The following is a 10,846-nucleotide window of genomic DNA, read 5'->3' as shown; positions in this document are numbered from 1 at the left end:
TTGTTGCAAGAGGAAGAAACTCAGAGCACGAGAGTGCTGCCGGTAACAGCCCCTTATAGGGGCATAACAAACCACCGGCTAAGCCGGTGGTTCTGATTTTGCAAAAAAAATTACGTTTTAGCGCAGCAATAGGAAGAAAAGCAATAAAATTGTTCGTTAAAAGGGGATTAAAATAAAAATATGGAAAATAAAAGCCGTTTTCAGACTGTGAACTTTTCATGAAAATACAAAATGACGAAAAAATATACGGAAAAAGACTTGTTTTATTCCATCCCAGGGTGTACACTCGTCGTGAACGAGAGAGGATGAAGGCCTTTAAGACACCGAGTTTTCGGGGGATTGGGCCTTCGGCGCGTAGTTCGTCTACGCGAGGAAGGAGGTACGTAATGAAAAAAATCGCTGCATTATTATTGTTTCTTTTATTGATTCCCCAAGGAATCTTCGCCGAGACCTGGCCCGCCGAAGCCGTACATGTTTATATGGACGGATATAGTTTAAACCGAAAGGGATTTGTGAAAGACAGCCGAACGTATATCCCCGTCTCTCTCCTCGAACAATTGGAAACTCTAAAAGTTTCCGTTGACGAAAATAATAAGACCATCGCCATTACCTCAGGTGATGAAACTGTCAATATGACAGTGGGTGAAAAAGAGTATACAAAAGGCGACGAAACCATGGCTATAGACGTAGCGCCTTTCGAAGAAGAAGGCACTGTATACCTGCCCCTGCGCTATGTAGCGGAACCCTTCGGAAAAGAAGTCCACTGGGGAAGCGATGCCCGAACAGTCGTCGTGGGAAGCTATTTAGACGACGCGCCCTCGAATGACGACATTCGCATCGCCACAAAAGCCGGCTATTCCTTTGAGATCCCGGAAGTTGATAAGAATCGCTATGTCATCGAAGACGACGGCGGCGAGGTACGCATTTACGACAAGCAAAACTATCGAAAAACCGATCATATCGGACGCATCGGCACCATCGCCAAAGTAAAAGATCCTTCCTGTGCGGAATGCTCCATGATCTTACTCAAACCCCTTCCCGGCGGTTACCTGATCTTTACCTTTGCTGAAAACTCGGGCATCAGCCCCGATGCGGCGCCCGAGCTGAAAGAAGCATACGAAAATTCCAAACTGGAAATCAAAAATATTCTAAAAACCGTAAAGACGCTGGAACGCGTGTCTCTGAAATAAAAAAGAAACCTGCTTCGTAATGGAGCAGGTTTTTTTGCGTTATTTTTTAAAGAAGTTTCGGAGTTCCCTAAGCAGGGCGTCGTTTGATTGTTCGTCCAGGATGCAGAATCTGAAGAAGCGGGAATCTAAATTGCGAAAGCTTGCGCAGTCGCGAATAATGAGTTTTTTCTCCATGAGCGCATCCCGCAGTTCTTTTGCCGTATGGGAGCGGTCTTTGATCTTCACGAGGACGAAGTTGCCGTAGGAGGGGAAGACTTTAAGGGAGTCGATGGTCTCCAGGCCCGCGCAGAGTTTTTCTTTTTCCTCCTGAACCAGGTGATAGGTTTTGGCGCGGTAGTTTTCGTCTGAAAACATGATGCGGCCCATGATTTCCGCCGCCACATTGATTCCCCACATGGAGAGGGTTTCCGAGAGGGCGTTCTTTACATCGCCATTGCCCGTCAGGCCGTAACCTAGCCGTATGCCCGGGGTGGCGAAGAATTTGCTCGTGCCTCGCACGACGAAGAGATCCTTTCTTTGGGTAGCCAGGGCGGCTGCGGAATAGACGGCGCGATCGGTAAATTCGATATAGGTTTCGTCAACGAGCATATGGACGTCGGTTTCGTCTAAGATCCGCTCGATGTCCACCCGGGTCAAGATAGATCCCGTGGGATTGTTGGGATTGGTAAGGACGTAGAGATCAATGGATTCTTCTCGGATCATGCGGATCACCTCATCCACGTCGATTTTAAAATTGGCGTGGTAATCGAGATTGTATTCTACGATATGGGCGCCGATTTTATCCAGTTCACGCTCGTATTCGCTGTAACAGGGGCTGTTTAACAGGGCGCGTTTCGGATGTAAGTAGGCGATATAGGCCTGAATTAATTGGGATGTGCCGCTTCCCAGGAGGACATTTTCCGGGGAGGCGTGAACGTAGCGGCCGATGGCTTCCCGCAGTTTCCGGTATTCGGGATCCGGGTAGCGGGAGAGGGCGGTTAAATGGTCTTTGAAATAGTTAAGGGCTTTCGGGGAAGGGCCCAAGGGATTTATATTGGAAGAAAAATCGCGAATCTCGTCGACTCGCCATTGATATCTGGTTTCTAAATCGTAAAGATCGGCTCCGTGGGAATGTTTTTTCATAGGACCTCCTTTTCTACGCTATGATATAATGACGCCAATAAAAAGACAATATGGAGGTGTTTATGTTTAATTTCAGAAACGATTATCACGACCTTTGCCATCCCGAAGTTTTAGAGAAACTGCTGGAAGTGCAGGGGGAAAATAACATAGGCTATGGATTCGATCCTCATACGGAGCGGGCGGCGAAACTTATCGGGGAGGCCTTGGGGAAGGATTATCCCGTGCATTTCGTGCCCGGAGGAACGGCTGCCAATACCCTCGCCATCGGCTTTCGCCTCTTGCCGCACGAGGCGGTGGTCTCGGCGGATTCCGGCCATATTGTCGGCGACGAGGTGGGGGCGGTGGAAAGCGGCGGCCATAAAATTATTACCGTGCCCACGGAAAGCGGAAAATTCGACCCCGAGGTGTTAAACGATCATCTGGAAAGCTTCGGCAGTTTTCACAATGTGCTTCCGGGGATGATTTATCTTTCAAACGCCACGGAAACCGGGCGAGTCTACACGAAATGCGAACTGGCCGCCATTCGGGAAGTAGCCGATCGCCACGAACTCTTCGTCTACATCGACGGGGCCCGCATGGGCAGTGCCCTTATGAGCGAGGCGAGCGACCTGACCCTGGCCGATTATCCTGAATTTGCCGATATTTTTTCCATCGGCGGCACGAAAAACGGCGCTCTATTCGGCGAAGCTCTCGTGTTTTCAAATGCTCGTCTCGCCGACGAGTTTATCTATTACCAAAAACAGCAGTCCCTCCTTCTCGCCAAGGGCTTTCTCTTAGGTGCGCAATTTGAAGCGCTCTTCGAAGATGATCTTTATTTCCGCATCGCGAAAAAAGCCAACGACATGGCGAAAAAACTTTACGACGGACTGGATGAAATCGGCTACACCCCCGTTTACCCCATGGAAAGCAATCAGCTTTTCGTAGAGGTGGAGAAGGAGAAGGTGGAACCTTTACAGGAAGTCGGACAATTTGAAATCGCGAGGGAAGGGGAAAAGACTCTGGTGCGCTTCGTCACCACTTACGAAACGAAAGACGAGGAAATCGAGGAACTCCTTTCGATTTTAAAGGGATAGCCGCAAAAAAATTAATTCATAGTAAAATAGTTTGACAAGACTCGGGCGGCGTGGTATCCTTTAAAAAAGTTCAATAGAAAAGAGCATTATGATGATTAGAAATTTACAAAACATGTCCATCTGCGCATGTTGCTGTACTTGTTGTACGGCTTATTTGCCTGCGCAAATGTTTTGTCTTTGGCGACCGGAATAGGCGTCGATCTAATCATTTGAGAAGCGGGCGAAAGCTCGCTTTTTTTGTTGTCTGAAAGGAGTTGCCATGAACTGGGCATTTATGCTTGAAATGCTTCCCCACTATGTGGAGGCTGCCAAGCTGACGGTGCGGATCGGTCTTATAGGCGTGGCGGGTTCTCTTATTGTCGGCCTCGTCCTCGCTTTTATCCGAGTTGAAAAAGTTCCCGTCTTAAATGGAATCACTAAAGCTTATATCGAACTTTCGAGAAATACGCCGCTTTTGATTCAATTGTTTTTTCTCTACTTCGGGCTGCCGAAAATCGGCCTCGTCTTATCTTCGGAAGCCTGCGCCATTACAGGTCTCATCTTTTTAGGGGCGAGTTATATGGCGGAATCTTTCCGTTCGGGTTTGGAGGCCGTCTCCAAGGGGCAGATAGAGGCGGCGAAGAGCATCGGGCTCAGTAAAGGGGCCATGCTCCGTCACGTGGTTCTGCCACAGGCCATGGCCATCGCCGTTCCCTCTATCGGGGCGAATATGATTTTCCTCTTAAAGGAAACCTCCGTGTTCAGTGCCGTGGCTCTCGCCGATTTAATGTATGTGGCGAAAGATTTAATCGGTATTTATTATGAAACCGACGAGGCGCTCCTCCTTTTAGTTTTGAGCTATTTGGTAATCCTCGTCCCCGTCGCCGTTTTCTTCTCCCTACTGGAAAGGAGGTTACGCTATGGCATCGGGCGCAGCGCTCTTAGCGAATCCTAATACATGGACCCGGCTTTTAGGCGGCCTTTGGGTCACCATCCTCGTGTCGATTCTCTCCGTCGCTCTTTCTATCGTCTTCGGGCTGATCTTCGGCTGGATTATGACGAAAGAATCGAAGATTATTCGAGCCGTCAGCAAGCTTTATCTGGAATTTATGCGGCTTATGCCCCAGCTCGTGCTCCTCTTTATCGTCTACTTCGGCCTGGCGAAGGCGCTTAATGTTCACATCTCCGGCTTTCATGCGGCGATCATCGTCTTTACTCTTTGGGGCACGGCGGAAATGGGAGATTTGGTGCGAGGCGCCATTTCCTCTATTCCGAAACATCAATACGAGGCGGCGGCCTCCATCGGCCTCACGCGGTTTCAGACTATGGGCTATATTATTTTGCCTCAGGCCCTTCGCCGTTTGATTCCTCAGGCAATGAATCTGGTAACCCGTATGATCAAGACCACTTCTCTCATCGCCTTAATCGGCGTCATCGAAGTGATTAAAACCGGCCAGCAGATCATCGAGGCCACTCGGCTCGAGATTCCCACGGCGGCCCTTTGGATCTACGGCGTAATCTTTATTCTCTACTTTATTATCTGCTATCCTCTCTCGACCTTGGCGGGTAAACTTGAGAAAAAATGGAAGGAGGCATAATGGCTATTTTAGAAGTAAACTCCATTACGAAGCGCTACGGCGATTTGGAAATACTGAACGATTTTTCCCTGGAAGTAGAAAAGGGCGAGGTCCTCGCCATTCTGGGCCCCTCGGGCTGCGGGAAGAGCACCCTTCTTCGCTGCATTAACGGCCTGGAGCGCATCAGCGGCGGCGACATTTTCTTAAACGGCGAAAGCGTCGTAAAGAGCGAAAAAGAAATGCCCGACGTGCGCAAAAAAATCGGCATGGTCTTTCAATCCTACGAACTCTTCGGCCACATGAATGTATTGGATAATCTTACCCTCGGCCCCATTAAGGCCAAGGGGGAAGATAAAAAGCAGGCGGAAGAAAGAGCACTCGCCCTTTTAGAGCGGGTGGGCCTCGGCGACAAGGCGAAAAGCTACCCCGCCAATCTCTCCGGCGGGCAGCAACAGCGGGTGGCCATCTTGCGCGCCATGCTTATGGATCCCGAAATTTACCTCTTCGACGAGGTAACCGCCGCCCTGGACCCCGAAATGGTACAGGAAGTCCTCGCACTCGTGGGGGAACTGGCGGAGGAAGGAAAGACCATGCTCATCGTCACCCACGAAATGGAATTTGCCCGGCAAGTCGCCGATCGCATTCTCTTTTTAGAAGACGGCACCATCGTAGAAGATTCCGATCCCGAAACATTTTTCGAACATCCGAAGACGGAACGGGCCCGTCAATTTTTAGAAGGTTTTCATTATCATTAAAAGGAGGAATACAATGAAAAAACTATCTGCACTATTACTCATCGCTCTGTTGGCCATCGGTCTCGTGGGCTGCGGAAGCGTAAAGGAAGAAGGACAGGAAGCGGCGGATACGGGCAAGACCCGCACCATCGACGAAATTAAAAAGTCCGGCGAAATTACCATCGGCGTCTTCGGCGATAAAAAGCCCTTCGGCTACGTAGACGATCAAGGCAACTTCCAAGGCTACGACATCGCCCTCGGCGACCGCATTGCAGAAGAACTGGGCGTCAAAGTAAACTACGTGCCCGTAGAAGCGGCGAGCCGCGTGGAATATTTAAATGCCAATAAAATCGACTTGCTTCTCGCAAACTTTACCGTTACCGACGAGCGCAAAGAACAAGTGGACTTTGCCCTTCCCTATATGAAAGTTTCTCTCGGCATCGTATCCCCCGAAGGCAAGATCACCGATGTGGCACAACTTAAAGACAAGACCCTGATCGTAAGTAAAGGCACCACCGCCGACACCTACTTCACCAAAGAACACCCTGAAGTGAAGCTGCAAAAATACGATCAATACGCCGAAGCCTACAGTGCTCTTTTAGACGGCAGAGGAGACGCCATGAGTACGGATAATACGGAAGTTCTGGCCTGGGCCGTTGAAAACCCGGGCTTCGATGTAGGCGTTCAAAGCTTAGGCGATGTGGATTATATCGCCCCCGCCGTTAAAAAGGGAAATGGAGAAATGTTGGACTTCGTGAACGAATTAATCGAAAAGCTTTACGGCGAAGGATTCTTCACCAAGGCGTACGAAGAGACATTGGCCCCCACTTATGGGGATTCCGCCAAACCGGAAGATATGGTCGTGGAAGCGAAACCTGAAGGATATTTGGAATAAAAAAGCGAGCCGCGAAGGCTCTAAAATAGGAATTAAAATCGGCACGAAGATATAAACCTTCGTGCCGATTTTTTTATGGCCGAGAAACATATCTAAAAATCTGCCTAACGGTTCTTATGTAAACAGCGAGTTTGATTGAGAGAAATAGAGAAATGGAAAGATTGCGTTACAAAAGGTAGTATAATATCATGAAAGAATTAATAAAGGTGAAAAAATTAGATCTACAAAAAGCCGTCGACACAACGCCTCATACCATCGCTAAAATGGGACGCGATGAAAATGTAAGTATGGAAATACTTGGCAGAAATTGTAGGTATATTAAATGTGATATATCGGAAGTATTGGAGTATAGAATTGAAAATACTAATGATTGAAGATGACAGCACAATAGCCTTTGCTGTTAAAACTTACTTAAACAAACAGAATATTGAAACTATTATTTATAATCATCTTTCTCAGACAGAAAATATAAATTTTAATGACTTTGACTTAATTCTTCTTGATGCCAATCTCCCTGATGGGTCAGGCTTTAATTTTTTAAAGTGGCTGAGAGAATTTTCTGATCTTCCCGTCATAATGCTTACTGTAAAAGACGAAGACGAATATGTTATAAAAGGTCTTTCTCAAGGAGCGGATGACTATATTACAAAGCCTTTTTCTCTTCCTGTCCTAAAGGCGAGAATAGACAATGTTTTTAGCAGAAAAATAAAAAAGGTTGGCGAACTGACTTTTGAAAAATTATCTTTAGATCTCATTTCAAAACAAGCTTCAATAGATGGAATAGATCTAGACCTTAACTTAAAAGAGTTTGCTATATTGGAAATGCTCTTAGAAAATCAAGATATAAATCTATTAAGGGAGAAAATTTTAGATTATGTTTGGGGTTATGATTTTTATGAAGTTAATGATAATACCCTAACCGTCACCATAAAAAGATTAAGATCTAAACTTGGAGATTATGGTAATCATATAAAAACAATAAGAGGAATAGGATATAGGTGGGACAATGAGTAAAAATAAAAATATTTTACTTGTCTTAATTTTAAATCTACTAATGTCTTTGTTTGTAATTTATCTCAATCCAAGATTTGATATTCTAACACTTATTGGCTTTCTAGTGATAAATGTAATTTTGTTTATAGTTATTTCTAAAATTGAAAAGGAAAAAGAAAAAGTTCTTGAGGATAAAATCAATAATATATTTAGACTCCTTCATTCACTTGACATAGACTCGGATAATTATGAAATTATAGACGATGAATTTGGAAAACTTAGAGATGAAATTATTAAAATCATTATAGAAAACAAGAGAATAGCCGAAAATGCAGAGAAAAATAAGGAAACTTTAAGAGAATATACTGAAGATATTGCCCATCAAATTAAAACTCCGTTGACGGGATCCTTATTATTACTAGACTTATTAGAAGACGAAGATGACAATTTTTCCGAAGAATATATAGAAAGACTCAGAGATAATTTACTTAGACTCCACAACTTATCTGATATTTTACTAAAACTGGCAGCCCTTGATTCAGGCACAATAGAAATGGCAACAGATAGGATATCTGCTCGAAAATTAATTGAAGATATCATACAAAAGCTAAAAGATTTTTTTATCAATGATAATATTGAAATTCCACTTTATGGAGATGATTTTGATCTTATATGCGATAAGAAATGGACCTATGAAGCACTTTTCAATGTGATGAAAAATGGTCTAGAAGCTACAGAAGGTAGACAGATAGAAATCCAACTTAAAGAAACAAATCTATATAAAAGTATTTTTGTGGAAGATTTTTCTAAAGGTTTGGATCGTGAAATGTTAGAAAAAGTTTTTAAACGTTTTTATAAGATAGATCCAAATTCGAAAGGTTATGGGATTGGGCTTCCTATGGCAAAATCTGTAATGGAAAGACAAAATGGAGAGCTTTTATATCATAAGGGGAAAAAATCAAATGCTTTTGAACTGAGGTTTTATAATTAAATTTTAAGACTGTGTCTAAAATAAGACATGGTCTTTTTTTCTAGTCACTTTCCAGTCACTTAAGTCCATTATCCTTTAGACAAGTTAAGGAGGATGCAATATGAATATAGTAAAAACAGTTGATTTAACAAAAACATATAAGGGCGGAGTAGAAGTAAATGCCCTTTCAAATGTAAATTTTGAACTGGAAAAAGGAGACCTGGTTGCCATTATTGGAGACAGTGGCTCCGGTAAATCTACACTACTTCATTTACTGGCAGGAGTAGATACGCCAACAAGTGGTGATATATTTATTCAAGATAAAAATATTACCAAATTTAACAAAGATGAAATGACAGTATTTCGCAGAAGAAATATTGGCGTTGTCTACCAATTTTTCAATCTCATTCCAAATATTAATGTGAGAAAAAATATCCTACTTCCTCTTTTGCTAGACAATAAAAAAGTAGATGAAGACTATTTAAAGGAAATTCTATCAATACTGGGAATAGCAGGAAAACTCGATAGGTATCCAAAGCAATTATCCGGTGGAGAGCAACAAAGGGTGGCTATTGCTAGAAGCCTTATTACAAGACCTGCCATTATCCTAGCAGATGAGCCTACAGGAAATCTTGATAGAAAAAACTCTGAAGAGATTACAGGACTTTTCAGACTTGTAAATAAGAGACTAAATTCTACAATTATGATCATAACTCATGATGAAAAAGTAGCAAATTCTTGTGACAAGGTCTATAGAATGGTAGACGGTAGGTTAAATTTCTTAGGAGATGGAACTTATGAAAATTATTAATGACCTAGCCGATGGAGCTGTAAAAAACAATAAGAAAGACAGTTTTTCTATTAAAATTTCCATACTTTTGGCAGTGATTTTACTAGGAACTGTTATTTTTGTTTTCGACTCAATGAACACTGAACAGTATGAATACGTAAAGAAAACTATTGGAGATTATCATGTAGATATAGCTGAAATTGACGAAAATTTTTATGATAAATTAAGAAACGATAAAGATATAGAAAAAGTTTCTTTCAACAAAATAATAAAAACAGACTTAAATGCAGTTATATATGAAATTGGAGATTCTGCAGGTCTTCTCGGCTATGAAATCAAAAATGGTAGAAAACCAGAAAATTCAAATGAACTTTTAGTATCAGAGAGATTTTTAATAAAAAACAAGGAGTATGATTTAGGTTCTGAGATTATTGAAAATAAAAAGACATATACCATAGTTGGTGTTTACGATGATTATGGATATTCTTTTGAAGATACTATGCTTATAGGTTTAGCAGATAGCAATAAAAAGGATTATCTATTTGAAAACAATGATGGAATAGAAGCATGGATTTGGTATAAAAGCATAAGGGATACCTATACAAAGACTCGAAAAATTTTGTCTGAAATGAATATTGATGAGAAACAAGCCTTAGATATTGGAAGAGTATTTTACAACAAAGATATTTTAGAGCACAGTATGGTTTATCCTAAAGGAATTATTCCACCTAAAAGTGTTGTAAATTTAGCTATAGAAAAATATGGGATAGCTTTTTTTCTCACCATACTTTTTGCCTTTATTATCTACGGTGCTTTTAATGTATGGAATACTAGAGATTTAAAAGAAATTGCTCTATTAAAAAGTACTGGGATGACAGATAAGCAGGTCAAAAAAATGATTCGAAAGAAAGCTTTTAAACTTTCAACCTTACCAATAGCCTTGGGAACAATTCTATCTTTGGTATTTGCAAATCTGCTCTTATATTTGTTGTGGTTTAACAATTCTATCTCTTATAAAAAAATATCAAATATTTTAGGAGAAAGTCTAAAATCTCCAGGCTTTAATTTAGTAATACCAAGTATTGGGTCTATTTTAATAATTATTTTGTTATCCTTGATAATGGTTTATTTTTCAGCACTGCTTCCTGCAAAGAAAAGTGCAAAAATAAAAATAATAGAAGGCTTAAATGGTATTACAGAAAAAAATATAAAATTAGGAAAATCAAAAATAAATGGATCTATAGAAAAGACTTTAGCAAAAGATTATTACAGGTCTTATCGCTCAACCTATCGAATTATTGTAATTTCCATGGTTCTATCAGCCTTTGTATTGACAACAGTTTTAGTAAGTCAGGCATATAAAAGTTTAGAGGAAAAATATAATAACTACCAAAGTCCTTATAATTTTGACTCTAGTATTTATGTAGATGATTTTTTGGATAAAAACCTTGTTCATGATATAGAAAAAGTTGAAGGTATAGACCAATTGCATGTATATCAAAGAGTTGATACAAAATTTTACC

General features: G+C 41.9%; 12 protein-coding genes. 11 read left to right on the top strand and 1 reads right to left on the bottom strand.

The annotated features are described in order from the left end of the window. Positions 1–386: 386 nt before the first annotated feature. Positions 387–1,190 carry a copper amine oxidase N-terminal domain-containing protein gene (locus PEPTYR26121_RS08545; RefSeq protein WP_180501006.1) on the top strand — a complete coding sequence of 268 codons (804 nt, stop codon included), beginning with the start codon at positions 387–389 and terminating at the stop codon, positions 1,188–1,190. 39 nt (positions 1,191–1,229) lie between these two features. Here PEPTYR26121_RS08545 and PEPTYR26121_RS08540 read toward each other — a convergent pair whose 3' ends face one another. After that, positions 1,230–2,312 (bottom strand): pyridoxal phosphate-dependent aminotransferase, encoded by a 1,083-nt coding sequence (locus PEPTYR26121_RS08540; protein WP_180501004.1) that lies wholly within the window; start codon positions 2,310–2,312, stop codon positions 1,230–1,232. 62 nt (positions 2,313–2,374) lie between these two features. Between PEPTYR26121_RS08540 and PEPTYR26121_RS08535 the strand changes: the two genes are divergently transcribed. From PEPTYR26121_RS08535 to PEPTYR26121_RS08490, 10 genes are all read left to right on the top strand, one after another. Continuing rightward, entirely contained in the window at positions 2,375–3,385 is a 1,011-nt protein-coding gene (locus tag PEPTYR26121_RS08535) for a threonine aldolase family protein (RefSeq protein WP_180501002.1), read from the top strand. 259 nt (positions 3,386–3,644) lie between these two features. Further along, positions 3,645–4,319 (top strand): amino acid ABC transporter permease, encoded by a 675-nt coding sequence (locus tag PEPTYR26121_RS08530; RefSeq protein WP_180501000.1) that lies wholly within the window; start codon positions 3,645–3,647, stop codon positions 4,317–4,319. After that, complete coding sequence (locus PEPTYR26121_RS08525; protein ID WP_180500999.1) at positions 4,285–4,962, top strand: amino acid ABC transporter permease; 678 nt, start codon at positions 4,285–4,287, stop codon at positions 4,960–4,962. The genes PEPTYR26121_RS08530 and PEPTYR26121_RS08525 overlap by 35 nt, the downstream gene beginning before the upstream one ends. Then, positions 4,962–5,696 carry an amino acid ABC transporter ATP-binding protein gene (locus PEPTYR26121_RS08520; RefSeq protein ID WP_425484721.1) on the top strand — a complete coding sequence of 245 codons (735 nt, stop codon included), beginning with the start codon at positions 4,962–4,964 and terminating at the stop codon, positions 5,694–5,696. The genes PEPTYR26121_RS08525 and PEPTYR26121_RS08520 overlap by 1 nt, the downstream gene beginning before the upstream one ends. 13 nt (positions 5,697–5,709) lie before the next feature. Further along, positions 5,710–6,570 (top strand): cysteine ABC transporter substrate-binding protein, encoded by an 861-nt coding sequence (locus tag PEPTYR26121_RS08515; protein ID WP_180500997.1) that lies wholly within the window; start codon positions 5,710–5,712, stop codon positions 6,568–6,570. Between the two features lie 188 nt (positions 6,571–6,758). After that, complete coding sequence (locus PEPTYR26121_RS09235) at positions 6,759–6,944, top strand: helix-turn-helix domain-containing protein (RefSeq protein ID WP_180500995.1); 186 nt, start codon at positions 6,759–6,761, stop codon at positions 6,942–6,944. Beyond that, entirely contained in the window at positions 6,925–7,584 is a 660-nt protein-coding gene (locus tag PEPTYR26121_RS08505) for a response regulator transcription factor (protein WP_180500993.1), read from the top strand. Before PEPTYR26121_RS09235 ends, PEPTYR26121_RS08505 begins: the two co-directional genes overlap by 20 nt. Beyond that, positions 7,577–8,554, top strand: coding sequence for a sensor histidine kinase (locus tag PEPTYR26121_RS08500; protein WP_180500991.1), 978 nt, complete (start codon positions 7,577–7,579; stop codon positions 8,552–8,554). The genes PEPTYR26121_RS08505 and PEPTYR26121_RS08500 overlap by 8 nt, the downstream gene beginning before the upstream one ends. A gap of 100 nt (positions 8,555–8,654) precedes the next feature. Continuing rightward, complete coding sequence (locus PEPTYR26121_RS08495) at positions 8,655–9,344, top strand: ABC transporter ATP-binding protein (protein ID WP_180500990.1); 690 nt, start codon at positions 8,655–8,657, stop codon at positions 9,342–9,344. After that, a partial coding sequence (locus PEPTYR26121_RS08490; RefSeq protein WP_180500988.1) for an FtsX-like permease family protein occupies positions 9,331–10,846 on the top strand: 1,516 nt, incomplete at its 3' end. The genes PEPTYR26121_RS08495 and PEPTYR26121_RS08490, both read left to right, overlap by 14 nt.

The sequence above is a fragment of the Aedoeadaptatus nemausensis genome, assembly GCF_903819165.1.
GTDB lineage: Bacteria > Bacillota > Clostridia > Tissierellales > Peptoniphilaceae > Aedoeadaptatus > Aedoeadaptatus nemausensis.
This window is presented reverse-complemented; position numbering and strand designations above follow the sequence as displayed.

Coding starts and splice junctions, on each gene's coding strand:
- PEPTYR26121_RS08545 (WP_180501006.1), top strand. CDS start 387: ATGAAAAAAATCGCTGCATTATTATTGTTTCTTTTATTGATTCCCCAA.
- PEPTYR26121_RS08540 (WP_180501004.1), bottom strand. CDS start 2,312: ATGAAAAAACATTCCCACGGAGCCGATCTTTACGATTTAGAAACCAGA.
- PEPTYR26121_RS08535 (WP_180501002.1), top strand. CDS start 2,375: ATGTTTAATTTCAGAAACGATTATCACGACCTTTGCCATCCCGAAGTT.
- PEPTYR26121_RS08530 (WP_180501000.1), top strand. CDS start 3,645: ATGAACTGGGCATTTATGCTTGAAATGCTTCCCCACTATGTGGAGGCT.
- PEPTYR26121_RS08525 (WP_180500999.1), top strand. CDS start 4,285: ATGGCATCGGGCGCAGCGCTCTTAGCGAATCCTAATACATGGACCCGG.
- PEPTYR26121_RS08520 (WP_425484721.1), top strand. CDS start 4,962: ATGGCTATTTTAGAAGTAAACTCCATTACGAAGCGCTACGGCGATTTG.
- PEPTYR26121_RS08515 (WP_180500997.1), top strand. CDS start 5,710: ATGAAAAAACTATCTGCACTATTACTCATCGCTCTGTTGGCCATCGGT.
- PEPTYR26121_RS09235 (WP_180500995.1), top strand. CDS start 6,759: ATGAAAGAATTAATAAAGGTGAAAAAATTAGATCTACAAAAAGCCGTC.
- PEPTYR26121_RS08500 (WP_180500991.1), top strand. CDS start 7,577: ATGAGTAAAAATAAAAATATTTTACTTGTCTTAATTTTAAATCTACTA.
- PEPTYR26121_RS08495 (WP_180500990.1), top strand. CDS start 8,655: ATGAATATAGTAAAAACAGTTGATTTAACAAAAACATATAAGGGCGGA.